The sequence below is a fragment of the Promicromonospora sukumoe 327MFSha3.1 genome (assembly GCF_000385135.1).
GTDB classification, from domain to species: Bacteria; Actinomycetota; Actinomycetes; order Actinomycetales; family Cellulomonadaceae; genus Promicromonospora; species Promicromonospora sukumoe_B.
Genome location: NZ_ARQM01000011.1, coordinates 681,142 through 704,403, shown reverse-complemented (window position 1 = coordinate 704,403; position 23,262 = coordinate 681,142). Strand labels below are relative to the sequence as shown.

The 23,262-nt window shown below is 72.7% G+C and carries 25 protein-coding genes; 9 read left to right on the top strand and 16 right to left on the bottom strand.

Annotated elements, in window-relative coordinates; genetic code table 11:
- Positions 1 to 33: 33 nt before the first annotated feature.
- Positions 34 to 513: a GNAT family acetyltransferase gene (locus H291_RS0116880; RefSeq protein WP_020016185.1), complete on the bottom strand. Its 480-nt coding sequence runs from the start codon at positions 511 to 513 to the stop codon at positions 34 to 36.
- Complete coding sequence (locus tag H291_RS0116875; RefSeq protein WP_020016184.1) at positions 510 to 1,634, bottom strand: GuaB3 family IMP dehydrogenase-related protein; 1,125 nt, start codon at positions 1,632 to 1,634, stop codon at positions 510 to 512. The genes H291_RS0116880 and H291_RS0116875 overlap by 4 nt, the downstream gene beginning before the upstream one ends.
- A 140-nt stretch (positions 1,635 to 1,774) precedes the next feature.
- Here H291_RS0116875 and H291_RS0116870 point away from each other — a divergent pair, with 140 nt between their 5' ends.
- A complete protein-coding gene (locus tag H291_RS0116870; protein ID WP_020016183.1) occupies positions 1,775 to 2,497 on the top strand; it encodes an exonuclease domain-containing protein in 723 nt (240 codons plus the stop codon).
- 60 nt (positions 2,498 to 2,557) lie between these two features.
- Here the strand turns inward: H291_RS0116870 and H291_RS0116865 are convergent, their stop codons facing one another.
- Positions 2,558 to 3,196, bottom strand: a complete 639-nt coding sequence (locus H291_RS0116865) for a Rid family hydrolase (protein WP_020016182.1) — start codon at positions 3,194 to 3,196, stop codon at positions 2,558 to 2,560.
- A 351-nt stretch (positions 3,197 to 3,547) separates the two neighbouring features.
- Here H291_RS0116865 and H291_RS0116860 point away from each other — a divergent pair, with 351 nt between their 5' ends.
- A complete protein-coding gene (locus tag H291_RS0116860; RefSeq protein ID WP_020016181.1) occupies positions 3,548 to 5,161 on the top strand; it encodes a flavin monoamine oxidase family protein in 1,614 nt (537 codons plus the stop codon).
- A gap of 87 nt (positions 5,162 to 5,248) precedes the next feature.
- Here H291_RS0116860 and guaB read toward each other — a convergent pair whose 3' ends face one another.
- A complete protein-coding gene (guaB, locus tag H291_RS0116855; protein ID WP_020016180.1) occupies positions 5,249 to 6,763 on the bottom strand; it encodes an IMP dehydrogenase in 1,515 nt (504 codons plus the stop codon).
- A 67-nt stretch (positions 6,764 to 6,830) separates the two neighbouring features.
- Positions 6,831 to 8,114, bottom strand: a complete 1,284-nt coding sequence (locus H291_RS0116850; RefSeq protein WP_026365845.1) for a MerR family transcriptional regulator — start codon at positions 8,112 to 8,114, stop codon at positions 6,831 to 6,833.
- Between the two features lie 191 nt (positions 8,115 to 8,305).
- Here H291_RS0116850 and H291_RS0116845 point away from each other — a divergent pair, with 191 nt between their 5' ends.
- Positions 8,306 to 8,593, top strand: a complete 288-nt coding sequence (locus H291_RS0116845) for a WhiB family transcriptional regulator (protein WP_020016179.1) — start codon at positions 8,306 to 8,308, stop codon at positions 8,591 to 8,593.
- A 248-nt stretch (positions 8,594 to 8,841) separates the two neighbouring features.
- Here the strand turns inward: H291_RS0116845 and groES are convergent, their stop codons facing one another.
- Entirely contained in the window at positions 8,842 to 9,138 is a 297-nt protein-coding gene (groES, locus tag H291_RS0116840; RefSeq protein WP_020016178.1) for a co-chaperone GroES, read from the bottom strand.
- Positions 9,139 to 9,471: 333 nt separating this feature from the next.
- On the opposite strand from groES, the gene H291_RS0116835 reads away from it, so the two are divergent.
- Positions 9,472 to 10,737: a class I SAM-dependent methyltransferase gene (locus H291_RS0116835; protein ID WP_026365844.1), complete on the top strand. Its 1,266-nt coding sequence runs from the start codon at positions 9,472 to 9,474 to the stop codon at positions 10,735 to 10,737.
- Positions 10,734 to 11,909, top strand: a complete 1,176-nt coding sequence (locus tag H291_RS0116830) for a glutamate--cysteine ligase (RefSeq protein ID WP_020016176.1) — start codon at positions 10,734 to 10,736, stop codon at positions 11,907 to 11,909. Before H291_RS0116835 ends, H291_RS0116830 begins: the two co-directional genes overlap by 4 nt.
- A 22-nt stretch (positions 11,910 to 11,931) precedes the next feature.
- On the opposite strand, the gene H291_RS0116825 is transcribed toward H291_RS0116830, so the two are convergent.
- Positions 11,932 to 12,549, bottom strand: a complete 618-nt coding sequence (locus tag H291_RS0116825; protein ID WP_020016175.1) for a malonic semialdehyde reductase — start codon at positions 12,547 to 12,549, stop codon at positions 11,932 to 11,934.
- A 122-nt stretch (positions 12,550 to 12,671) separates the two neighbouring features.
- On the opposite strand from H291_RS0116825, the gene tsaD reads away from it, so the two are divergent.
- Together tsaD and H291_RS0116815 are read left to right on the top strand one after the other, a co-directional pair.
- Entirely contained in the window at positions 12,672 to 13,715 is a 1,044-nt protein-coding gene (gene tsaD, locus H291_RS0116820) for a tRNA (adenosine(37)-N6)-threonylcarbamoyltransferase complex transferase subunit TsaD (RefSeq protein WP_026365843.1), read from the top strand.
- Between the two features lie 103 nt (positions 13,716 to 13,818).
- On the top strand, positions 13,819 to 14,541 hold the full coding sequence (locus H291_RS0116815) for a hypothetical protein (RefSeq protein WP_020016173.1): 723 nt from the start codon (positions 13,819 to 13,821) through the stop codon (positions 14,539 to 14,541).
- 31 nt (positions 14,542 to 14,572) lie between these two features.
- Here H291_RS0116815 and H291_RS0116810 read toward each other — a convergent pair whose 3' ends face one another.
- From H291_RS0116810 to H291_RS0116785, 6 genes are all read right to left on the bottom strand, one after another.
- On the bottom strand, positions 14,573 to 15,448 hold the full coding sequence (locus tag H291_RS0116810; protein WP_020016172.1) for a sulfurtransferase: 876 nt from the start codon (positions 15,446 to 15,448) through the stop codon (positions 14,573 to 14,575).
- 115 nt (positions 15,449 to 15,563) lie between these two features.
- Positions 15,564 to 16,130, bottom strand: coding sequence for a ribosomal protein S18-alanine N-acetyltransferase (gene rimI, locus H291_RS0116805; RefSeq protein WP_020016171.1), 567 nt, complete (start codon positions 16,128 to 16,130; stop codon positions 15,564 to 15,566).
- A complete protein-coding gene (gene tsaB / locus H291_RS0116800; protein WP_020016170.1) occupies positions 16,127 to 16,894 on the bottom strand; it encodes a tRNA (adenosine(37)-N6)-threonylcarbamoyltransferase complex dimerization subunit type 1 TsaB in 768 nt (255 codons plus the stop codon). Before tsaB ends, rimI begins: the two co-directional genes overlap by 4 nt.
- A 98-nt stretch (positions 16,895 to 16,992) precedes the next feature.
- Positions 16,993 to 17,562: a tRNA (adenosine(37)-N6)-threonylcarbamoyltransferase complex ATPase subunit type 1 TsaE gene (tsaE, locus tag H291_RS0116795; protein WP_232216089.1), complete on the bottom strand. Its 570-nt coding sequence runs from the start codon at positions 17,560 to 17,562 to the stop codon at positions 16,993 to 16,995.
- Complete coding sequence (gene alr, locus H291_RS0116790) at positions 17,559 to 18,794, bottom strand: alanine racemase (protein WP_020016168.1); 1,236 nt, start codon at positions 18,792 to 18,794, stop codon at positions 17,559 to 17,561. Before alr ends, tsaE begins: the two co-directional genes overlap by 4 nt.
- 20 nt (positions 18,795 to 18,814) lie before the next feature.
- Positions 18,815 to 19,846, bottom strand: a complete 1,032-nt coding sequence (locus H291_RS0116785) for a pseudouridine synthase (protein ID WP_020016167.1) — start codon at positions 19,844 to 19,846, stop codon at positions 18,815 to 18,817.
- 79 nt (positions 19,847 to 19,925) lie between these two features.
- On the opposite strand from H291_RS0116785, the gene H291_RS0116780 reads away from it, so the two are divergent.
- Positions 19,926 to 20,408, top strand: coding sequence for a glutathione peroxidase (locus tag H291_RS0116780; RefSeq protein ID WP_026365841.1), 483 nt, complete (start codon positions 19,926 to 19,928; stop codon positions 20,406 to 20,408).
- Positions 20,409 to 20,424: 16 nt separating this feature from the next.
- On the opposite strand, the gene H291_RS0116775 is transcribed toward H291_RS0116780, so the two are convergent.
- Positions 20,425 to 20,730 (bottom strand): hypothetical protein, encoded by a 306-nt coding sequence (locus H291_RS0116775; protein ID WP_157237106.1) that lies wholly within the window; start codon positions 20,728 to 20,730, stop codon positions 20,425 to 20,427.
- A 142-nt stretch (positions 20,731 to 20,872) separates the two neighbouring features.
- Here H291_RS0116775 and H291_RS32685 point away from each other — a divergent pair, with 142 nt between their 5' ends.
- Positions 20,873 to 21,346 (top strand): GNAT family N-acetyltransferase, encoded by a 474-nt coding sequence (locus tag H291_RS32685; protein ID WP_020016164.1) that lies wholly within the window; start codon positions 20,873 to 20,875, stop codon positions 21,344 to 21,346.
- A 33-nt stretch (positions 21,347 to 21,379) separates the two neighbouring features.
- Here H291_RS32685 and H291_RS0116765 read toward each other — a convergent pair whose 3' ends face one another.
- The gene (locus H291_RS0116765) at positions 21,380 to 22,021 is read right to left on the bottom strand and encodes a response regulator (protein WP_020016163.1); all 642 of its coding nucleotides are present in this window, start codon (positions 22,019 to 22,021) and stop codon (positions 21,380 to 21,382) included.
- Positions 22,014 to 23,258 (bottom strand): sensor histidine kinase, encoded by a 1,245-nt coding sequence (locus H291_RS33835; RefSeq protein ID WP_020665185.1) that lies wholly within the window; start codon positions 23,256 to 23,258, stop codon positions 22,014 to 22,016. The genes H291_RS0116765 and H291_RS33835 overlap by 8 nt, the downstream gene beginning before the upstream one ends.
- Between the last annotated feature and the right edge of the window lie 4 nt (positions 23,259 to 23,262).

Genomic DNA, 23,262 nt, shown 5'->3' with positions numbered 1-23,262 from the left:
CCGCGATCTCGCCTCAGGCGGGACGGCGCAGGGTCAGCTCGGCTCGACCCAGCGGCCGAGCACGGTGGTCTCCTGGTCGGCGTAGCCGAGCCGCTCGTAGAAGCCGATCACGGCGTCGTTGGTGGTGCGCACCATGAGCTGGATCTTGCGCGCGCCGCGCGCCACCAGCCACGCCTCGGCCGCGACGACGGCGGCCCGGCCCAGGCCCGTGCCCTGCAGCCCGGGCGCGACCGCCACGTAGTACAGCCAGCCACGATGCCCGTCGAGCCCGGCCATGGCGGACGCCGCCACGCGGCCGTCGGCCCGGGCGACCAGCACCGTCGAGGTGCTGCCCGCGCGGGCGTCGGCGATGTCGAGGTGCGGGTCGTTCCACGGCCGGGTCAGGCCGCACTCCCGCCACAGCTCGACCACCTGGTCGACGTCGGTGTCCGTGATCTCGACGAACTCGCCGTCGGCCGCGGGCGCCGCGGCCAGGACAGGGGCGAGCGACTCACCGCTCGGCGCGGCGGTCACCGAGGCTGGTACGGGGAGACGACGACCTCGACCCGCTGGAACTCCTTGAGGTCGGAGTAGCCGGTGGTCGCCATCGCACGGCGGAGGGCACCCACGAGGTTGAGGGTGCCGTCGGCCTGCTTGCCCGGCCCGAAGAGGATCTCCTCCAGCGTGCCGACCGTGCCCACCTCGACGCGCTCGCCGCGCGGCAGCTGCGGGTGGTGCGCCTCGGGGCCCCAGTGGAAGCCCTTGCCGGGGGCCTCGCCGGCCCGTGCGAGCGCGGCGCCGAGCATGACGGCGTCCGCGCCGCAGGCCACGGCCTTGACGATGTCGCCCGAGTGGCCCACCCCGCCGTCGGCGATGACGTGCACGTACCGGCCGCCCGACTCGTCGAGGTAGTCGCGGCGGGCCGCGGCGACGTCGGCGACGGAGGTGGCCATGGGCGCGTGGATGCCCAGGCTGACGCGCGTGGTGTGGGCGGCGCCGCCGCCGAAACCGACGAGCACTCCGGCGGCGCCCGTGCGCATCAGGTGCAGCGCGGCCGTGTAGGTCGAGGCCCCGCCGACGACGACGGGCACGTCGAGCTCGTAGATGAAGCGCTTGAGGTTGAGCGGCTCGGCGTTGCCCGAGACGTGCTCGGCCGAGACCGTGGTGCCGCGGATGACGAACAGGTCGACGCCGGCGTCGACCACCGTCTTGTAGAACTCCTGGGTGCGCTGCGGGGTCAGCGCGCCGGCGACGGTGACGCCGGCCGAGCGGATCTCCTTGAGGCGCTGCGTGATGAGCTCCGGCTTGATCGGCTCGGAGTAGATCTCCTGCATGCGGTGCGTCGCCTCGCCGACGGGCAGGGCCGCGATCTCCGCGAGCAGCGGCTCGGGCGACTCGTAGCGGGTCCAGAGGCCCTCGAGGTCGAGCACGCCAAGGCCCCCGAACCGGCCCAGCGCGACCGCGCTGTCCGGGGTCATCACCGAGTCCATCGGGGCCGCGACGATCGGCAGGTCGAAGTGGTACGCGTCGATCTGCCAGCCGACCGAGACGTCCTTCGGGTCGCGTGTGCGCCGGGAGGGCACCACCGCGATGTCGTCGAAGGAATAGGCGCGCCGCCCACGCTTGCCGCGTCCGATCTCGATCTCGTTGCTCACCCGCCAAGCCTACCCATCGCTGCTGACCCGGCGCGCAGTGTCTCGGTGATGTGCGGGGTGGCACGAACCACAGTGTCAGTGAGCGGTGGCAGGGTTCTCCCTGGACGCACCGGTGAACCCGGACGAGCAGGGAGGACATCATGAACGAGACCTGGATCCACAGGCCGCTGCTGGGCTTCGACACGGAGACCACGGGGGTGGACGTCACGGGCGACCGCATCGTCACCGCGGCCCTCGTGCTGCGTACGCCCGGCGCCGGCACCGAGGTGCGCACCTGGCTGATGGACCCGGGTGTGGAGATCCCGCAGGAGGCCGCCGCCATCCACGGCATCTCCACCGAGCACGCCCGCGCCCACGGCGTGGCGCCCCGGGAGGCGCTGGAGGAGATCGCCGCCGCCCTCGCCGAGCAGCTCGCCGAGGGCGTGCCCGTGGTCGCCTACAACGCGGCCTTCGACCTCTCGCTGCTCGACTCCGAGCTGCAGCGCCACGGGCTCAAGACCCTGCCCCAGCGCCTGGGCCGGCCCGTCGAGCCGGTCGTCGACCCGCTGGTCATCGACCGCTGGCTGGACCGGTACCGGCCGGGCAAGCGCCGCCTGGGCGACCTGTCGCAGTGGTACGGCGTCACCTCCGACGGCGACCTGCACACCGCCGAGGTCGACGTGCTGGCGACGCTCGACGTGCTGGAGGCCCTGGCGCGGCGGTTCCCGCAGCTGTCCCGCATGTCGCTGGCCGACCTGCACCAGCAGCAGATCGGCGCGCACCGCCAGTGGGCGGTCAGCTTCAACGAGTGGCGCCGCGAGCAGGGCCTGACCGGCCCCGACGCGTCGGGCGCCTGGCCGGTGCAGCACGCGACGAGCGCCTGACCGGGCGGCGGGTGGCCGCGCCCCGGGGGTATCCGGGAGCGCGGCCCTGCTCGGCACCGCTCAGCGCGAGTACACCGCGTCGACCTCCACCTCGACGAGCCAGCCGTCCACCGGCAGGTTCTCGACCTCCAGCGCGAAGCGCGACGGCCGCGCCTCGTTCACGACCATGGGCTCGGTCGTCGCCGAACCGAGCTGCACGTCCAGCACCTCACCGGTGGCCAGGTTCGTGTTCGCGAAGAACTGGCGGTAGGCACGGTTCCACCCGGCGAAGTCCATCTTCTCGGCACCCCTGGGGTTCTGCAGGAACACGCGCATCGAGACGACGTCGTCGTACGACAGCCCCGCCTTCTCCAGGTTCTCGCCGATCCGCATGAGAGCGTTGATGCCCTGGGCCTCGGTGAGGCTGACGCCCGCGGGCAGCTCCCCGCCGGGGAACACGTCGGTGGGGATGTACCGCTCCTCGGCGCTCGCCCCGGGCGTGGTGTTCCGGGCAGCCGGGCCGAGGCCGGAGGACTTGTACCAGGACACGTTCTTGCCGATGGCCACGCCGTCGGCGATGAGCGGGGTGTCCCCGGTGATGAACGAGTGGGCGCGTGTGGGGTCGGGCCGGAAGGCGTGGGCGGCGGCGAAGGCGGTCCCGGGGACCGCGATCGCCGCGGTGACGACGACGGCGGTGATCAGCGCGGCACGGTTCTTCATGGTGCTCCTCCATCTGGCCGGGCCGGGGCCGCGTGGGCGCCCGGATGCGGTGTGGCCCGGCGGACGGCACCGGGTGGCGCGGACGCTAGCCACGGGGAGTTTCAGTGGGATGTCCGCTTTGGGTCGCGTCGGGAACGGCTCCAGCGCCCGGTTCGAATCGTTCCTGCGGAAACGCTGACCTGCGGCAGAATCCGGAAACAACATGGTTACTACGCGCAACTGCGCAGTAACGGCGGAGACTCGCAGCGGTGACCTGCGGTCCATAGCGTCCGGCGCGGTGCTGACGGCGGCCCCCGGCTTCCCGGCCGAGGTTCGCGTGCGTCAGGCCTGTCGACACGAGAGGTAGGGACCGTGGTCACCGAGAAGAGCACCCCAGGTGTCTCCCGCCGTAACTTCCTGCAGGCCGTCGGCGCCGGCTCCAGCGCCGGTGTCATGTTCGCGACGATGGGCGCGATGGGTCTGGCCCCCAGCGCCGCGGCGCAGCCGAGGGCCGAGTCCTGGGTCCCCCCGAAGGCCGGCGACTTCACGCTGACCGGCCGGTCCACGAAGAAGGTCGTCGTCGTCGGCGCGGGTCCCGCCGGTCTCGCGACCGCGTACGAGCTGCAGAAGGCCGGCTACCGCGTGACCGTGCTCGAGGCGCGGCACCGGCCCGGCGGGCGGACCCTGACGATCCGCGGCGGCGACAGCGAGACCGACGTCAACGGCGTCAAGCAGACCGCGCGGTTCGCCGACGGCATCTACATGAACGCCGGGGCGGGCCGCATCGCGCAGTGGATGGTCACCATGGACTACATCCGCGAGCTGGGCGTGCCGTACGAGGTCTTCACCAACGCGAACGCCGACGCCTACCTCTACAACGAGCGGACCGGCGCGACGCCGGGCAACCCGGTGCGCTACCGCACCGCCAAGGCAGACGTCTTCGGCTACACGTCCGAGCTGCTGCACCACGCCACCGACCAGGGCGCCCTGGACCAGAAGCTGACCGCGGAGGACAAGGACAACCTGCGCACGTTCCTGCGCAGCTGGGGTTCGCTCAAGCCGGACGGCACCTACGCCGGCGGCAGCAACCGCGGCTTCGAGGTCTACCCGTCGGCCTGGAACGAGCACGGCACGCCGCTGTCCGGACCCGGCACGGTCTCCGAGGTGCTGGCCTCGAAGGTGGGCCAGTACTTCCCGTTCGAGATCAACTGGGAGCAGTCGATGCTCATGTTCCAGCCCAAGGGCGGCATGGACACGACCTACCAGTACCTGGTGCGGGCCATCGGCAGCCAGAACGTGCACTTCCGCTCCCCCGTCACGGGCGTGGAGAACACGAGCCGCGGGGTCAAGGTCACCTACACGCCCGCGAACGGGCGGGAGCGGCAGATCGAGGCGGACTTCGCGGTCGTCGCGGCGCCGGCCGGCCTGATGCGGCGGTGGGACACCAACTGGGGGCCGCAGGTCGACGCGGCGCTCGGCGAGTTCGCGGTGGGCTCCCCCGCCGGCAAGATCGGCCTCCAGTACCGGTCCCGGTTCTGGGAGGACGACCACCGGATCTTCGGCGGGATCACCGAGACCGACATGGACCTCGCCCACATCTGGTACCCGTCCTACGGGTACGGGGAGCGCAAGGGCCTGGTCGTCGGGTACTACAACACCGGCACCAACGCCCGCACGTACGCCGACATGACCCCGAAGCAGCGGGAGCTGCGCGCCGTCGAGCAGGGCGTGAAGATCCACGGGCAGAAGTACCGCAGTGAGCTGGACACGTCGTTCTCGATCGCCTGGCACAAGGTGCCCTACATCGAGGGCGCCTGGGCCTACCCGAACACCAGCTCCGCCGGCTTCCGGCTCCTGCAGCAGGGGGCGGGCAACGTGTACTTCGCGGGCGACTGGATGTCCGAGGTCTCCGCGTGGCAGCACGGCGCGTTCTGGTCGGCCCGCTACGCGGTGCAGGCCCTGCACGCCCGCGTCATGGCGAGCTGACGGGCCACCCGTCGGTCGAGCTTGTCGAGACCTGGCGAGGTCTCGACAAGCTCGACCGGCGGAGAGGAAGCTCGACCGGCGAAGAGGTCAGAAGCCGCTGTAGTTCGGCGACTCGACCGTCATCTGCACGTCGTGCGGGTGGCTCTCCTTGAGGGAGGCCGACGTGATGCGGATGAACTTGCCCTCGGCCTGCAGCTCCGGGACGGTCCGCGAACCGGTGTAGAACATCGTCTGGTGCAGACCGCCGATGAGCTGGTGCGCGACGGTGGCCAGCGGACCCTTGTAGGCCACCTGACCCTCGATGCCCTCGGGCACGATCTTGTCGTCGCTGGTGACCTCGGCCTGGAAGTACCGGTCCTTGGAGTAGGACTTCTTGCCGCGCGAGGACATGGCGCCCATGGAGCCCATGCCGCGGTAGGTCTTGAACTGCTTGCCGTTGACGAGCACCAGGTCGCCCGGGGTCTCCTCGCAGCCCGCGAACAGCGAGCCCAGCATCACGGTGTCGGCGCCGGCCACGATGGCCTTGCCGATCTCGCCGGAGTGCTTGAGGCCACCGTCGGCGATCACCGGGACGCCCGCCGGCTTGCAGGCCAGCGACGCCTCGTAGACGGCGGTGATCTGGGGCACGCCCACGCCGGTCACGACGCGGGTGGTGCAGATGGAGCCCGGCCCGACGCCGACCTTCACGGCGTCGGCCCCGGCGTCGACGAACGCCTGCGCGCCCTGGCGGGTCGCGACGTTGCCGCCGATCACCTGGACGTCCTTGGTGGCCGGGTCGGTCTTGAGGCGCTTGACCATGTCGATCAGCATGCGGACGTTGCCGTGCGCCGTATCAGCCACGAGCACGTCGACGCCGGCGTCGATCAGGGCGGTGGCGCGCTGCCACGCGTCGCCGAAGTAGCCGATCGCGGCGCCCACCATGAGGCGGCCCTGGCCGTCCTTGGACGAGTCCGGGAACTGCTCCGACTTCACGAAGTCCTTGACGGTGATGAGCCCCGTGATGCGGCCGTCGGGGTCGATCAGCGGGAGCCGCTCCAGCTTGTGCTTGCGCAGCAGCTTCGTGGCGTCGTCCCGCGAGATGCCGGCCGGGCCGGTGATCAGCGGCTGCGGCGTCATCACCTCGTCCACCTTGGTGGTGGCCCACTCGGCGACGGGCGTGAAGCGCAGGTCGCGGTTGGTGACCATGCCGATCAGCTTGTTCTCGGCGTCGACCACCGGGAAGCCGGAGATCCGGAACTGGCCCGCGAGGGTGTCGAGCTCCTCGAGCGTGGCGTCCGGGCCGATCGTGACCGGGTTCGTGATGATGCCGGTCTGCGTCCGCTTCACGAGGTCGACCTGGTAGGCCTGGTCCTCGATGGAGAGGTTGCGGTGCAGTACGCCGAGGCCACCCTGGCGCGCCATGGCGATCGCCATGGCCGACTCGGTGACCGTGTCCATCGCCGCTGACATCAGCGGGATCTTGAGCGAGATCTCGCGCGTCAGGCGAGACGTCGTGTCGATGTCCGACGGCGCCAGGTCGGAGTAACCCGGCAGCAGCAGGACGTCGTCATAGGTGAGCCCGAGGAAACCGAACGGGTCGCCCGGCGAGGTCTGGTCCGTCATGCAGCAAGTCTACGACCGCCGCGACCACGAATCTCGGCCGGGCCGTGGTACCGGCCAGAGGCGTGCGTCACCTCGCCTTGATGACGGCCAGCACCTCGTGGAGCAGGCCGGTGAACGAGCGCACCCGCTGCACCGTGGGCCCGAACGGCAGCTCGGTGGCGGCCGCGTCGGCCCGCAGGCCCACGAAGATCGGCAGCTCCGGGTAGCTCTCGTTCACCGCGTGCACGACGTCGAGGTCCGGCTTGTTCTGCGTGGTGGCCAGGACCACCGCCGTCGGCCGGACCATGGTGACCAGCTCGACCGAGCGGTGCGTGCTCGCGGGGCCGGTGACGATGCGCGCCATCGAGCCCTGCGCGGCCAGCGCCGCGGCGAGCGCGTGCGCCGAGAGCGGGACCACCTCGTCAGGGGCGGCGAACACCAGGACGATCTTGCGCATCCGGCTCGGGTGGTTGGCCGGCGGGCCGCCCGCCTCGACCATGACGCGCTCGAACTCCTCGATGTAGTTACGCAGCGCGCGCAGGGCCGCCGTCGCGAGCACCACCTCGGGCATCTCGCCCGGGCCCGCGAGGACCGTGCGCTCGGACAGCCGGAGCCAGGCCGGCTCCACGAGCTCGGTCCACCAGGTGGCCGGGTCGCCGTCCGGGCCCAGCACCAGGAGGTTGTCGCAGGCGGTCCGGCTGTAGGCCAGAGCGGCGTCGACCAGCGCGGACACCCGGCCCGACGTCGGCGCGGGGGACGCGGCCGACCGCGGCCCGCCGGCCGGTACCGGGGCCACGGCCCCGCCCGCTCCGCCGCCGCCGGACGCCCCGCCGGGCAGCGCCCGCAGGTGCGCGCGGCCGCGCGGCTCCTCGGCACGCTCGCCGTCCGACGCCGGCGCGGGGTCGCCGGTCTCGTCCTCGAGCTGCGGCTCGTCCTCGGGCTCCGGCTCGTCGTCCTCGTCCGGCGCCTCGACGGTGCCGACGAACTTCTCGGCGAACTCGGCGTCGTCGACGTCGTCGGTCTCGTCGGCCTCCAGGTCACCCTCGACCTGCACCGCGGGCAGCGCGGGGGCGGTCTTGGTGGCCACCTGGAGCTCCGCGTCCCCCGCCTCGACCGCGGCGCGGGCAGCGTCGACCGGCGCCACGCCCTCGAGGGTCAGCCGGCGCATGACGAGGAGCCGGGCGACGTCGTCCGGCGTGTAGCGGCGGTGCGATCCAGCGGTGCGACCCGACGGGCCGAGGCCGTAGCGGCGGTCCCACGTACGCAGGGTCGCGGGAGCGACCCCGAGGCGCCGGGCTACCGCGGCGACAGCCAGTCCGGGGCTGGATGTACGTGACCCGCCCGAGTTCTGGGCGGGTCGCGAAGAAGTCATGGACTCGATTCTGCCGACCGGACCCTCTCCGCGCCACTGCGAAACCCGGCGTGCCGCCGATCTCGGTGGATTCCAGTCCAGATTGGAACAAATCCGGTCAGGGCCGAACCGCTTCGGGCTGGCTCGATTCGATCGAGATGAAGCGAAATTGCCCCTTGAACAACTTCTGCACAACTTGTAGGTTGTTCGCCATGACGGAGATCTCGAGGCTTCCCGGTCCGGTGATGGAACTGTGGGAATGGCAGTACCAGGGCGCGTGCCGCGACGCGGACGACACCCTCTTCTTTCACCCCGAGGGTGAGCGCGGATCGACCCGCCGGCGTCGCGCCGAGGCCGCGAAGGCGATCTGCCGCTCCTGCCCGGTGATGATGCAGTGCCGCGAGCAGTCGCTCCGCGTGCGCGAGCCGTACGGCGTGTGGGGCGGGCTCAGCGAGGACGAGCGGTCGGCGATCCTCGCCGGCAAGTCCGTCTCCGCCTGACGAAGCCTGCCCGACCAGGCCGAACAACTTTTGCCGCACGACGTCGCGCGGCACCTGAGGCACCACGCCTGAGGAAGCAGCACCCCGCCGGGGTCGGTGTGCGCCGAAGCACCCCGGCCGCGCACCAGGCACGCAGCACGCGCACCAGGAACGGCACCACGGACAGACAGCACCGACGCTCCGCCACGACGAAGGCCCCGCACCGACCGGTGCGGGGCCTTCGTCCGTCTAGCTGTCGCGGGCTGGGATCAGCCCACGACCACCGCGAGGACGTCGCGGGTCGAGAGCACCAGGTACTCCTCGCCCGCGTACTTGACCTCGGTGCCGCCGTACTTGGAGTAGATCACCTTGTCACCGACGGCGACGTCCAGCGGCACACGGTTGCCGTTGTCGTCGATGCGGCCCTGGCCCACGGCCAGCACCTCGCCCTCCTGGGGCTTCTCCTTGGCGGTGTCCGGGATGACCAGGCCGGAAGCGGTCGTGGTCTCGGCTTCGAGAGCCTTGACGACGATCCGGTCCTCGAGCGGCTTGATGGGGACCGACACGTCGGACCTCCTCTTTCGTGAGCGGATCGGGTGATCAGCTGCGTGGTTGACTTAAGGGGCTCGAACGTTCGACGGTCCGCCGTCGTCGCGGGTGCCGGCGGGCACGAACGTCTGGGTCCTCCGCCGCGAGGCCCGCTAACGGGTTCCGCGGCGGTGAACAACCCCAAATCTAGGTCGGCGCTAGCACTCGGTCAAGGCGAGTGCCAATCGCGTGGAGTCGCTCACACGCCCGGGGGCCGACTCGCCGCCAGGACGTCGAAATCTCGTCATCTCCACCAAAAGGTTGCGCCCGGCTACTCGTCATGACCAGGACAAACGTGGAAAGATCTTCCCATGGATGCGGCGATTCTGAGCAAACTCCTCAGCCCTGACGGCTGGGCCCTGCTTGCGGCACTACCGCCGTACGACGAGCGCGACGCGATGCGCACCGTCTCCGCCCTGCGCTCCCAGGGGGTCGCGGCGGACCTCGCCGCCGCCGTGGTCACCCAGTCCCGGCTCCGCACGCGGGCCAGGGCCAAGTTCGGCGACTTCGCCGACGGCATGCTGTTCACCGCGGACGGCCTGGAGCAGGCCACGCGGCTCGTCGTCGCGGCGCTGCACGCCCGGCGGTACCTCGACGCGGACATCACCGCGCTCGCCGACCTCACCTGCGGGATCGGCGCCGACTCCCTCGCGTTCGCCGGTACCGGCCTGCGCGTCGTCGCGACCGATCTCGACGAGTGCACGGCCGCCATCGCGCAGTGGAACCTGCGCCACTTCCCCGAGGCGGAGGTGCGGCACGCCGACGGCCTGACGCTCGACCTGCGCGCCGAGGGCATCGAGGGCGTCTACGCCGACCCCGCCCGGCGCGTGCGCGGCGGGTCGGGTGGCCGCAGCCGCCGCATCTTCGACCCGCACGCCTACGAGCCCCCGCTCGACTCGGTCTGGTCGCTGCGCGAGACCGTGCCGGCCGTCGGCATCAAGGTGGGCCCGGGCATCGCGCACGAGGGACTGCCCGCCGACGCCGAGACCCAGTGGGTCTCCGTGAACGGCGACGTGGTCGAGGCCGGGCTGTGGTTCGGCCCGCTCGCGCCCGACGGCCCCGGCCGCTCGGCCCTCGTGCTGCGCACCTTCACCGACGACGGCAAGGAGCACACCCTCAGCCGCACGGTGCGCGGCGACGACGTCGAGCCGGACGTCGGCGGCGTCGGCCAGTTCCTCTACGAACCCGACGGCGCCGTCATCCGCGCGGGGCTGGTGGGTCAGGCCGCCGCCGAGCTGGGCGGGCGCCTCGTCGACCCGACCATCGCGTACGTGACCACGGACGAGCCCGCCGCTCTGCCGCCGGCCCGACCCGCCGACCCTGCCGGGGCGCAGGCCCCGGTCGCGACCGGATACCGCGTGCTCGACACCATGCCGTTCGGCCTGAAGCGGCTCAAGTCCTACCTGCGCGACCGGAACGTCGGGCGCGTCACGATCAAGAAGCGGGGCACCGCCGTGGTGCCTGAACAACTTCGCAAGCAGCTCGTGCTCACCGGAACCGAGGAGGCGACGATCGTGCTCACCCGTGTTGCAGGCAACCAACAGATACTGCTCGTCGAACCCCTGGGAGCCGTATGAGCTCGCCGGCCCAGCTCGGTTTCGGTGAGTCCCCGCGGTCGACCGTGGGGATCGAGTGGGAGATCGGGCTCGTGGAGCCCGGCACCGCCGACCTGTGTCAGGCAGGTCCGGAGGTGCTCGAGGCCCTCGCGCGCGACGGCGGCAACCGGCAGCACGGCCCCTACGGGCTGGCCCCGCACGTCACGGGCGAGTACATGAAGAACACGATCGAGCTGGTCTCGGGCGTGGGCAGGACCGTGGCCGACGCCGGGGCCGACCTCACCCGCACGCTCGAGCGCGTGCGCACGGTGACCGACCCGATGGGCCTGGAGCTCATGGGCGGCGGCACCCACCCGTTCGCCCGGGGCGCCGACCAGGAGATCGGCGACAAGGAGCGCTACGCCCGGATCCGTGAGCGCACTGGGGTGTGGGGCACGCAGCTGATCATCTGGGGGCTGCACGTCCACGTCGGCATCGAGGACCGGGAGAAGGCGCTGCCGCTGATGCGGGGGATGCTGAAGTACTTCCCGCACCTGCAGGCGCTGTCGGCCGCCTCGCCGTACTGGGCGGGTGAGCACTCGGGCTACGCGTCGAACCGGTCGCTGCTGTTCCAGCAGATCCCGAGCTCGGGCCTGCCGTTCGCGTTCCGGACCTGGCAGGAGCTGGAGGCGTACGCGGGCGACATGATGCACGTGGGCGCGGTCGAGGTGTTCAACGAGGTGCACTGGGACATCCGTCCGTCGCCGACGTTCGGCACGCTCGAGGTGCGGGTCTGCGACGGCCCGACCAACCTCACGGAGGCCCTGGCGCTGTCCGCGCTGGTGCACTGCCTGGTCGAGCACCTGTCCACGCAGCTCGACCAGGGCCGGGACCTGGTCGAGCTGCCGCCCTGGTACGTGACCGAGAACAAGTTCCGCTCGGCCCGGTACGGGCTGGACGCCACGGTGATCCTGGACGCGCACGGCAACCAGGGCCACGTCGTCGACGCGATCGGCAAGCTGCTGGTCGAGCTCGAGCCCGTGGCACACCGCCTGGGCTGCGCCGCGGAGCTGGCGGGCGTGCGGGACATCATCCGCACGGGCCCGTCCTACCGGCGCCAGCAGGAGGTGGCCGCGGCGCACGACGGCGACCTGGTGCCTGTGGTGCGCGCCATGATCGCGGAGATGCGCGCCGGCCGGCCGCTGGCCGGCTGACGACGACGGCGCCGCGCCGGGGTCAGACGACCTGCGCGGCGTCGTCGAAGCTCAGGCGCGGGGCGCGGGGGCGGGTGGTGTCGGCGCCGTCGGCCGCGCTGACGTTGACCACGAGGAAGCCCTTCCAGCCGCTCTCGGCGAAGAACTCCGCGTCGATCCCGGCGTAGTCGCCGTTCATCGGGCCGACAGCGAGTCCCGCGGCGCGCAGGCCCACGAGCAGGTACCCGGCCTGGAGCAGGGCGCTGGTACGCGCCGCCCCGGCGCGCATCGCGGCGTCGCCGGCGAACATCTCGCGGGCACCGGGGTTGTGCGGGATCAGCACGTCGAGCCGCTCGTGGAAGTCGGGGTCGGAGGCGAGCACGAGCGTGACGGGGGCCTTGGCCACGCGCTCCTTGTTGTTCTCGGGCATGTGGCCGACGAGCCGCTGCCGGGCCTCCGGCGTGCGGACGACGAGCATCCGCAGCGGGCTCGTGTTCATCATCGTCGGGCCCCACTTGATGAGGTCGTAGACGGCGGTGAGCTGCTCGTCGGTGACCTCCGACTCCGCGAAGGTCGTCACGGTGCGCGCGGTACGGAACAGGCGGTCCGCGGTCGCGTCGTCGATGGCGAGCGGTGCGGTGGCCTCAAGTGCTTGTGTCATGCGCAGTGGAACAAGTTGCTCCGAGCGATAGTTCCAGATTCAACCGTGACGTCCCGCACGTCCGCGTGTCACATCCCAGCCGGTTCCACGCTCACCGCCGCCGGGGAACTAGGCTGGAGCACATGGCAGATCCACTGGTGCTCGGTATCGAGACCTCCTGCGACGAGACCGGCGTCGCGCTGGTCCGCGGAAACGACCTGCTGGTCGACGCCGTCGCCAGCTCGATGGAGGAGCACGCCCGCTACGGCGGCATCATCCCCGAGGTCGCCAGCCGCGCCCACCTCGAGGCGATGATCCCCACCATCCAGAAGGCGCTGGGCGAGGCGGACGTCGACCTGTCGCAGGTCGACGCGATCGCGGTCACCGCCGGCCCTGGCCTCGTCGGGCCGCTCACGATCGGCGCGTCCGCCGCGAAGGCCCTGTCCATCGGCCTGAACAAGCCGCTGTACGGCGTGAACCACGTGATCGGGCACGCCTGCGTGGACCAGCTCGTGGACGGGCCCCTGCCGGAGCGGGCGATGGCGCTCGTGGTCAGCGGCGGGCACAGCTCGCTGCTGCTGGTCGACGACATCGCCACGAACGTCACCGAGCTCGGCTCCACCCTGGACGACGCCGCGGGCGAGGCCTTCGACAAGGTCGGCCGCCTGCTCGGCCTCCCCTACCCCGGCGGGCCGCACATCGACCGGCTCGCACGCGAGGGCGACCCGACGGCCATCCGGTTCCCCCGCGGCCTCACCGCCGCGAAGGACCAGGCCAAGCACGCCTACGACTTCTCCTTCTCGGGTCTCAAGACGGCGGTGGCCCGCTGGGTCGAGGCCCGCACGGACGCCGGGCAGGAGATCCCCGTGCACGACGTCGCGGCGTCGTTCGCCGAGGCCGTCGCCGACGTGCTCACGGCCAAGACCATCGCCGCGTGCCACAAGCACGGCGTCGACACGCTGGTGGTGGGCGGCGGGTTCTCCGCCAACAGCCAGCTGCGCGAGATGGCGGCCAAGCGGTGCGCCGAGGCCGGGATCGACCTGCGCATCCCGCCCATCCGCTACTGCACGGACAACGGCGCGATGATCGCGGCGCTCGGCTCCGCCGTCGTGCGGGCCGGGGTGGCACCGAGCAACCTGGACATCCCGGTGGACTCGTCGATGCCGCTCACGACCATCACGGTCTGAGCCCGGCAACGCCCGCCGAGTGCGGGAATTCGCCCCTAATGCCCCGCCGAAAAGGGCGGATATCCCGCACTCAGCGAGGGCCAGGGGCTCTACGCTGCCTTCCGTGTGGGTCAGAACACTGGAGAAGCTCGAGCCCGTCCCTGTCATCGACACTGCCCGGCGGCTGCGCGACCGCATCGGCGCGCGGTTCCCCGACCGCGGCATCCACCTCGTGGCCCAGGAGCTCGTGGCCCTCACCGAGCAGGTCGCGGACACCTCCGCCGGGACCCGGCGTCGTAGCCGTCTGGTGCAGGCCGGCTCGCGCATCCTGATCGCCCTCGTGGTGCTCGTCGCCCTGGTCGCGTTCGGCTTCGCCGTGGAGGCCGCGGGCACCGAGGCGCCGGACAACGGCCTCGACTGGCTGCCGCTCATCGAGAGCGCCGTGAACGACATCGTGTTCGTCGCGGTCGCCGTCGTCGTGCTGCACTCGGTGCCGCAACGGGTGCAACGGTCGGACCTGCTGGGCAAGCTGCACCGGCTGCGCTCCCTGGCGCACATCATCGACATGCACCAGCTCACCAAGGAGCCGGAGATCCTGCGGGACGCCTTCTCGGGCGAGTCGGAGAACAACGACGTCGACCTGACCCCCGAGCAGATCGAGTACTACCTGGAGTACTGCACCGAGCTGCTGTCGATCGTCGGCAAGGCGGCGGCACTGTGCGCCGAGGAGTCGCAGGACGACATCGTGCTGAACACGGTCTCGACCATCGAGTCGCTGACGGTCGGCATGGCCCGCAAGGTGTGGCAGAAGATCCTCGTGCTCAACGAGGTCAGCCCCACGCCCTGATCCGATCCGCGCCTTCCGGGGGCACGGACGGTCAGCCCACGGCGACCGGCCGCGCGGGGTCGTTCGACCACTGCGACCAGGAGCCCGGGTACAGCGCCGCGTCCACGCCGGCGACCGCGAGCGCCGCCACCTCGTGCGCCGCCGTGACACCCGAGCCGCAGTACACGCCGACGACGTCGGACCCACCGCTGGTCGAGCCTGCCGAGACCCCCAGCCCCCCGAACCGCCGCCGCAGGTCCCCGGTCGGCAGGAACCGGCCGTCCGCGCCCAGGTTCTCGGTGGTCGGCGCACTGACCGCGCCCGGGACGTGCCCGGCCTGCGGGTCCACGGGCTCCACCTCGCCGCGGTACCGCTCGCCGGCCCGGGCGTCCAGCAGCACGCCGGCGCCGTCGGCCAGCTCGGCCGCCCCGTCCGCGTCGATCACGGGCATGCCCCCGGGGCGGACGACGACGTCGCCCGGCCCGGGCGTGACGTCCCCCGGCTCGACGGCGGAGCCCTGCGCGGTCCACGCGGCGAGTCCGCCGTCGAGGATGCGGACGTCGGGCACGCCGAAGTAGCGCAGCAGCCACCAGGCGCGAGCCGCCGAGGTGCCGCCCACGGAGTCGTAGACCACGACACGCGAGCCGGCCGAGACGCCCCAGCGGCGCGCGGCCGCCTGGAACGCCGCCGCCGAGGGCAGCGGGTGCCGCCCGTCGGACGGCGAGCCGTGCGCGGCCAGCTCGGACTCCAGGTCCACGTACACGGCGCCCGGCACGTGCCCGGCGCGGTACTGGTCGTGGCCGTCGGTCATGCCCAGCGCCCAGCGGACGTCGAGCACGACGGGCCGCCCCTCGGCCGGGTCCGGCGCGTCGCCGACCTGCAGGTCGGCCGCTAGCGTCGCGGCGTCGACCAGGACTCGTTCCCTCATGCCGTGGCATCCCTCATCATCGGTCACCAATATGGATGGTCGAACTTGCTAAACCTACTAATCCGAGCCTCGGATTAGTAGGTTTAGCAGGTTCGGGTAGGTAGTTTCGGCTACCTCAGGCCGCGTCTCCCGTGGCGTCGTTCGGGGTGTCGGCAGCCGGCGCGTCGACCGGCGACTCGACGGCGGCGTCCGCCATCGGGTGCTCCACCTCCGCCAGGTCGAGGCGCATCGTGTACGCGTCCATGTCCTCGGGCTGGTAGTAGCGCTTGCGCACGCCGAGGATCTGGAAGCCGAAGTCGCGGTACATCTCGATGGCGGGCGCGTTGTCCACGCGCACCTCCAGCAGCACGGCCTCCGCCTTGACCTTGCGCGACCGCTCGATGAGCGCGTCCATGAGCTGGCGCCCCACGCCGTGCCGCTGCACGTCGGGGTCGACGCCGATCGTCATGATCTGCGTGACGTCACCGTCGAACCAGAGCCCGGCGTAGCCGACGACGGGCTGGTCCCCGGCGCGGTCGAGCCGCTCCGGTTCCGCCACGACGTACCAGCGGCCCAGGCCCGCGAGCTCGTCGGCAAGCATGCCGTAGGTCCAGGCGCCGCGGCCGAAGAGCTGCCGCTCGAGCTGCAGCACACGGTCGAAGTCGGCACTGCGCAGCGGGCGGAGCCGCACCTCGGTGATCATGCGGCACCGCCGGTGGCAGCCGTCGCCGAACCGGTCCCTGAGCCGGCGTCGGCCGCGGGACGCCCGGGTTCGTGCACGTCCGGGCGCCGCAGGTACAGCGGCTCGGTCGGCAGGTCCTCGCCGGCGGCGCGGCGCACGAGCGCCAGGCGGGCGAGCACGGTCGCGTCGGGGACCAGCGGGGCGTCGTCGGCCACGGGCAGGAACTCGGGATAGAGCATCGCGCCCTCGCCGACCACGACGGGCAGCGGGGCGTCCCCGGCGTCCGGCGTGGGGAGCTGGCCCTGGGCGACGAACCCGGCCCGGTCGACGTCGGGCCCCGCGGTGCGCTCCACGACCGGGACGCCGTGCGGCCCCTCGTGCGCGACCACGCGGTAGCGCGCCCAGTAGACCTCCTTGCGGCGGGCGTCGGAGGTGGCCAGGATCTCCTGCCCCGCGCGGAGCCCGAGGTCGCTGACGGCCTGCACCGCCAGGGCGTCGAGGCTCGGCACACCCAGCACCGGGATGCCGAGGGAGAGCGCGAGCGTCCGGGCGGTCACCAGACCGACGCGCAGCCCCGTGAACGGGGCCGGACCGGTACCGGCGACGACGGCGGTCAGGTCGGCACGCTCGATCCCGGCCTCGTCGAGGACCTCGGTGATCAGGGGCGCGAGCGACTCGGCGTGCCTGCGGCGCTCGTCGGAGGAGCGGGACGCGAGACGCGCGCCGTCCTCGTCGACGAGGGAGACGGCGACGGCTGCTGAGGTATCGAGTGCGAGAACGGCCACGTGACCAGGGTATTACGGCCACAGGCGCCCGTAGAGATGATCGGTGGTTCGTCAGGTGATCGGCAGCTCGGGCTGCCGATCACCTGACGAACTACCGATCACGCCAGGGAAAGCAGGTCCACGCCCGCCCAGCGCGGTCCCACCGCGCGGATCGTCACCTTCCGGGTCCCCGCCTCCGGGTCCTCGGCCGCCTCCACACCGGGGTCGAACGACGGCGCGCCCCGCGGCCGCTCCAGGTCGATCTCCAGGCGGTCGTCGGCGAGGGCCTCGGCCAGGCCGCGCCCCCACTCGACGACGGTCACGGAGTCCTCCAGCGAGGAGTCCAGGTCGAGCGCGTCGAGCTCGCCGAGCCCGCCGAGCCGGTAGGCGTCGACGTGCACGAGCCCCGGCCCGCGCGTCCCGTCCGGGCGCGGCAGGGGCGGGTGCTCGCGCGCCACGATGAACGTGGGCGACGCCACCTGCCCGCGCACGTTCAGCGCTGCCCCGATCCCCTGCGTCAGGGTCGTCTTGCCCGCGCCGAGGTCGCCGGTGAGGATCACCAGGTCCCCCGGGCGCAGCAACCCGGCGAGGGCCGCTCCGAAGGCGCGCGTCGTGTCGGCGTCCGGCAGCTCGATCACCGCCGTCTCCGACGTCGTGATGTCGCCCGGTCCGCTCACTGCCCCGCTCACGCGGTCTCCCTTCCTGCCGTGCCCACGTACACACGTGGCACGCGCGCGCCGAGGCGCGTCACGATCTCGTAGCTGATGGTGCCGGCGGCCTGTGCCCAGTCCTCGGCGTTGGGCGCCCCGGCGCGGGCGAGCCCGTCGGACGCCCCGAACAACGTCACGACGTCGCCGGCCTGCTCGGACGCGTAGGGGCCCAGGTCCAGCATGATCTGGTCCATGCACACCCGGCCCGCGACACGCAGCACGCGCACGGTGCCGAGGCCGGTCTCGGGCGCGGCGACGTCGTCCACCGCGCCCCCGACCAGCACGGGGCCGCCCGGGCCGAGCGAGCCGCCCGAAGCGTGCCGCGGGATGCCGTCGGAGTAGCCGAGCGGCACGACCCCGAGCACGGTGTCCTGCGGCGTCACGTAGAAGTGCCCGTAGGAGACACCGTGGCCCTCCGGCACCCGCTTGACGGTCGCGAGCCGCGCCTCCAGCGTCATGGCGGGCCGCAGGCCGTAGTCGCCCGGGGCGCCCAGGTGCGGCACGGGCGAGAGCCCGTACACGGCGATCCCCGGGCGCACCAGGTCGTAGTGGGCGGCCGGGTTGGTCAGCGTCGCCGCCGAGTTGGCGATGTGCCGCACCTCGAGGTCGATCCCGGCCGCCTCGACGGTCCGGAGCGCCTCCTCGAAGACGTGGGTCTGCATCTTGACCGACGGGTCGTCGGGCTCGTCCGCGAGCGCGAAGTGCGACATGAGGCCGACGACGGCGAGCGTCCCCTCGGCCCGCAGCGCCGCGGCCCGGTCGAGGACGGCGGGCAGGTCCGCGGGCATGATCCCGTTGCGGCCCAGCCCGGTGTCGACCTTGAGGTGCACGCGGGCGGTGCGGCCCGCGGCGCGAGCGCCGTCGGCCACCTCGTCGAGGGCCCAGGCCGCGGCGACGGCCACGTCGACGTCGGCGCGCACGAGGTCGGCCAGGGGCTCGCCGGGCGCGTAGAGCCAGGTCAGGATGCGCGGGCCGGGTCCGACGGCGGCGCGGATCGCCAGCGCCTCGACGCTCTGCGCCGCGCCCAGCCAGGTGGCACCGCCCGCGAGCGCCGCCCGGGCCGAGGGGGCCAGCCCGTGCCCGTACGCGTCCGCCTTGACGACGGCCATGACCTGGGCGGTCGGGGCGGTCGTCCGCAGGGCGCGCACGTTGTCGCGGATCGCGTCGAGATCGACGACGGCGCGGGCGGGGTAGGCGGCGGCGGTACTCATCGCACCGATTCTTGCACCTGTCAGATGCCCGCGGACGTGTCAGACGCTCGGGTCACCGGAGGGATCTGTGGGTCTGACACGTCGCGCGGCGGCTCGCGGGTCCATTCGCGCAGGTCGCGGCGGGACTCGAAGCGGCGCGGGCGGCCGGACAGGGGGTCGGTGAGCTCCAGGGAGCGGGACAGGAGCTGCAGGGGCCGGTCGAAGTCGTCGGGCTGGTTGCGCAGCTCGGGCCAGAACGGGTCGTGCAGGATCGGCAGCCCGAGCGAGGCCATGTGCAACCGGAGCTGGTGGGTCTTGCCGGTGTGCGGCTCCAGGCGGTAGAGGCCCAGGCCACGGGCGTCGTCGACGGCGGTGAGCGTGATCAGGGACTCCGCGTTGGGCTCGCCGGGCACCTCCTCGGCGCGGGTCACCCCGCGCCGCTTCATGATGCGGCTGCGGAGCGTGACGGGCTCGCCCAGGGCCACGCGCGCGCCCGGTTCCGGGAGCGGGGCCACGGCCTCGTAGACCTTGCGCACCACGCGGCGGGCGAAGGCCTCCTGGTACGCGCCGCGCACCTCGGGCCGGACCGTGAGGACGAGCACACCGGCGGTGCCGCGGTCGAGGCGGTGGGCCGGGGAGAGCTCGGGCAGGTCGAGGGCCACCCGGAGGCGGACCAGGGCGGTCTCGCGCACCCACCGCCCGCGCGGCATCGTGGCGAGGAAGTGCGGCTTGTCCACGACCAGCAGGTTCTCGTCGCGGTGCAGCACCTCGGGCTCGAACGGGATCGGGTCCTCGTGGGCCGGCGGGTCGCGGTACAGGTAGAGGAACCCGCGCGGCTCGTACGGCGTCGTCGGGGTGAGCGGCTCGCCGTGGCCGGTGACCACCTCCCCCTGGGCGACCTCCTCGAGCAGCCGGTCCGCGTCGTCGCGGAACCGGTCCAGGAGGTAGTCGAGCGCGTACGGGAACCGCGCGACGACGGCGGGGTCGTGCGGGAGCACGATCCGGGTGGGGTTGAGCCCGTCCCGCACGGGCAGCGGGGGCCGGTGCTTGGCGGGTCCGGGCGTACGGGTCACGTCGTCAACCTAACCCGGCTGGTCCGCACTCGTGCCCGAAGGGTTCCGTCGACCCGGACAACGGGTGGAAGATGACCGGGTGACCCTCTACGACATTCCTTTCCACACGATGGACGGCACCGAGATCTCGCTGGCCGACCACAAGGAGGACGTGGTCCTCGTGGTGAACGTGGCCTCGCGGTGCGGCCTGGCCCCGCAGTACGCGACCCTCGAGGAGCTGCAGAAGAAGTACCAGGACCGCGGCTTCACGGTGCTGGGCTTCCCCAGCAACCAGTTCCTGCAGGAGCTGAGCTCGAACGAGAAGATCGCCGAGTTCTGCTCCATGACGTACGGCGTCACCTTCCCCGTGCTCGACAAGATCCGGCTGAACGGGCGCCACGCGCACCCGCTCTACGTCGAGCTCAAGAAGACCGAGGACGCCGAGGGGCACTCGGGCAAGATCCGCTGGAACTTCGAGAAGTTCCTGGTGCTGCCCGGGGGCGACGTGCGCCGGTACTCGCCGAGGACGCTGCCGGACGACCCGGCGATCATCGGGGAGATCGAGGCGCACCTGCCCCGCTGAGGGCCCGGCGCCCCGGTCACCCGTCGTCGCTCGGCGCGAGCGTGAGCCGCATCGCGACGGGCACGACGTCCGAGGCGTCGCCGAGCCAACCGGTCCAGACCCGGGTCAGACCCAGCTCCCGTCCCGGGTCCGGTACCTCCGGCGACAGCCGGTGCCTGGCCACGAGCGGCATGGCCGTGACCTCGCTGACCGTCAGTATCTCGATGACCAGCACGTCCACCCTGTCGAGGCCGAACGCCAGCCAGTCCTGACTCACCCGCAGCGAGAGCGTGTCGAGCGCCGAGAGGCGGGACATCACCGCGCTGAATGCTGTATCCGTCATGCACCCTAGACGCGCGAACCGCGCCGAGGTCACAGCACTTCGGGAAAATGTTGCAGACCAGTTTTCGCCCGCTCCGGCGCAGGTCGCGGACGCAAATCTCAGCGGTGGTGCCACGGGTGAGGCTGGGCCGTACGCTGGGGCAATGGTCGTCAACCGGTTCCGGCAGGCCACGCCCGAGGACGCGCAGGCGCTCCTGGACGTGGAGCGCGCCGCTGGGATCGCGGCGCTCGGCCACATCTTCCCGCCGGGCATGTACCCGTTCCCGTCCGACGAGGTGCTGGCCAAGTGGCAGGCCGCGCTCGCCGAGCCGGGGGTCCGCGTCCTCGTCCTGGACGACGACGCCGACCACCCCCGGCTGGCCTGCTTCGTGGCCCACGACGAGCGGCTGCTGCGGCACCTCGCGGTGCACCCCGCCCACTGGGGCAGCGGCCTGGCCCGGGCCGCGATGGACATGGCGGTCGCCGAGATGGCCGACCCGCGCCTGTGGTGCCTCGCCGACAACGACCAGGCGATCGGCTTCTACGAGCACCTGGGCTGGCACCGCACGGGCCGCCGCAAGACCTCGGACTACTCGCCGTTCCCGGACGAGATCGAGATGGTCCTCCCCCGCGACTGAAGCAGGACCGACCCGGATCCGGCGCCGGACCGGCTACAGCTCCACCAGCCCCGCCCGGTAGCCCAGCACCACGGCCTGCGTCCGGTCGCGCGCCCGCAGCTTGCCCAGCACGGACGCCACGTGCGTGCGCACCGTCTCGACGCCGACCACGAGCGCCGTCGCGATCTCGGCGTTGGTCATGCCCTGCGCCACCAGGGCCAGCACCTCCCGCTCGCGCGGCGTCAGGGCCGGAGCCCCCGACGCCGCGCGCGGCCGCGTGCGCACCAGGTCGCGCAGCGCCTGTGGGTACAGCAGGCTCTGCCCGACGGCGACGGTGCGCACGGCCTGCACCATCTCGTCGGCCCCGGCGCGCTTGAGCAGGAACCCCGAGGCCCCGGCGGTGAGCGCGTCGAGCACGTAGCCGTCGTGCTCGAACGTGGTCACCACGAGCACACGGGGTGGCTCCGGCAGCCGCAGCACCAGCTCGGTCGCGCGCAGGCCGTCCACGCCGGGCATCCGCACGTCCATGCAGACGACGTCGGGCCGCAGGCTGCGGGCCAGCTCCACCGCCCGCGCGCCGTCGCCGGCCTCGCCCACCACCTCCAGGTCGGGCTCGGCGTCCAGGATGAGGCGCAGGCCGCTGCGGACCAGGGGCTCGTCGTCGGCGAGGAGCACCCGCACGGGGGCGTCAGGCATCGGGTTCCTTCCGGTCGGTCGGTGCGGGCGTCCAGGGCAGGGTCGCGCGGAGCACCCAGCGGTCGCCGTCGGGCCCCGCCTCGGCGGTGCCGCCGAACAGCGCGACCCGCTCCCGGATCCCGGCCAGGCCGCGCCCGCCGGACGGGCGGCCGCCCGACGGGCGCCGGCCGGTCCGGGTGCCGCTCCGGACCGGGTTGACCACCTCGATCAGCACCCGGTCGTCGTCGGCCCCGGAGAGGCCCACGGTGAGCCGCACGGGGCCGGGCGCGCCGTGCCGGTGCGCGTTGGTCAGGGCCTCGGTGACGATGCGCTGCACCGTACCGCTCAGCAGGGCGGGCAGCCCGGCCGGCAGGTCGATCCGCGCGCCCAGGTCGAGGCCGGCCCGGCGGTGCGCCGCGACGACGTCGTCCAGGGCCGGGGCCAGCGCGGCGGGTGCGGCGTCGGCGGCGTCGTCCCGCAGGACGGCCAGGAGCTGGTCCAGCTCGGCGAGCGCCGAGCGGGCCGTGTCCTCGATGGCCGCGAGCGCGTCCGCGGCCGCCTCCGGGTTCGCCGCCACGACGCGCCGTCCGGCCGCCGCCTGCACGCTGACCACGGTCAGGGCGTGGCCGATGCCGTCGTGCAGCTCCCGGGCGAGACGCGTGTGCTCGGCCTCGCGCCGGGCGCGGGCCAGGGCGGTCTCCAGCCGGTCGTGCGGCGTGGGCCCGAGCACGCGCCCCGCGAGGGCGGACGCCGCCACGCCGAGCGGCCAGGTCGCCGTCACCGCCAGCAGCCCGACGGCGGCGCACGCCGCCAGCCGGAGAGCCACCTCGACCGGGCCCGACGGGACCGCCAGCCCGGAGCTCAGCGACCGTCCGGTGACGGCCTCGAAGCCGACCAGCACGACCGCCGGGAGCAGGGCGAACAGGCAGGACGCCACGACCAGGCCGGTGAGCAGGTGCAGCATCACCCAGGCGGCGGTCCGGGCCCGGTGGGCGAGGCGGGGTTCGGCGGGGACCACCAGCTCGTCGTCGACGTCGAGCAGCGCGCGGGCCGCCGTGACCTCGAGCTCCCGGGCGCCCGGGACGAGGCCGAGGGCCACCGCCGCCGCGACGGCGGTGGCCGCGACCACCCAGCCCGGGACTCCGCCGGTGGCGGTGTTCAGCAGGCCGTACACGAGCAGCACCAGCGCCAGCCCGATCGCGGCGCCCAGCATGTGCCAGGCGAAGCGCCGGGCGAGGTACCGCGTCGTCGCCTGCATGCCG

Bases quoted from the DNA above. Each gene is read 5' to 3' on its own strand.
- H291_RS0116765 (WP_020016163.1), bottom strand. From the start codon at position 22,021: ATGCCTGACGCCCCCGTGCGGGTGCTCCTCGCCGACGACGAGCCCCTG.
- alr (WP_020016168.1), bottom strand. From the start codon at position 18,794: ATGAGTACCGCCGCCGCCTACCCCGCCCGCGCCGTCGTCGATCTCGAC.
- H291_RS0116870 (WP_020016183.1), top strand. From the start codon at position 1,775: ATGAACGAGACCTGGATCCACAGGCCGCTGCTGGGCTTCGACACGGAG.
- H291_RS0116865 (WP_020016182.1), bottom strand. From the start codon at position 3,196: ATGAAGAACCGTGCCGCGCTGATCACCGCCGTCGTCGTCACCGCGGCG.
- H291_RS0116825 (WP_020016175.1), bottom strand. From the start codon at position 12,549: ATGACACAAGCACTTGAGGCCACCGCACCGCTCGCCATCGACGACGCG.
- H291_RS33835 (WP_020665185.1), bottom strand. From the start codon at position 23,258: ATGCAGGCGACGACGCGGTACCTCGCCCGGCGCTTCGCCTGGCACATG.
- rimI (WP_020016171.1), bottom strand. From the start codon at position 16,130: ATGATCACCGAGGTGCGGCTCCGCCCGCTGCGCAGTGCCGACTTCGAC.
- tsaD (WP_026365843.1), top strand. From the start codon at position 12,672: ATGGCAGATCCACTGGTGCTCGGTATCGAGACCTCCTGCGACGAGACC.
- H291_RS0116850 (WP_026365845.1), bottom strand. From the start codon at position 8,114: ATGACTTCTTCGCGACCCGCCCAGAACTCGGGCGGGTCACGTACATCC.
- guaB (WP_020016180.1), bottom strand. From the start codon at position 6,763: ATGACGGACCAGACCTCGCCGGGCGACCCGTTCGGTTTCCTCGGGCTC.
- H291_RS0116830 (WP_020016176.1), top strand. From the start codon at position 10,734: ATGAGCTCGCCGGCCCAGCTCGGTTTCGGTGAGTCCCCGCGGTCGACC.
- H291_RS0116775 (WP_157237106.1), bottom strand. From the start codon at position 20,730: ATGACGGATACAGCATTCAGCGCGGTGATGTCCCGCCTCTCGGCGCTC.
- H291_RS0116810 (WP_020016172.1), bottom strand. From the start codon at position 15,448: ATGAGGGAACGAGTCCTGGTCGACGCCGCGACGCTAGCGGCCGACCTG.
- H291_RS0116845 (WP_020016179.1), top strand. From the start codon at position 8,306: ATGACGGAGATCTCGAGGCTTCCCGGTCCGGTGATGGAACTGTGGGAA.
- H291_RS32685 (WP_020016164.1), top strand. From the start codon at position 20,873: ATGGTCGTCAACCGGTTCCGGCAGGCCACGCCCGAGGACGCGCAGGCG.
- H291_RS0116835 (WP_026365844.1), top strand. From the start codon at position 9,472: ATGGATGCGGCGATTCTGAGCAAACTCCTCAGCCCTGACGGCTGGGCC.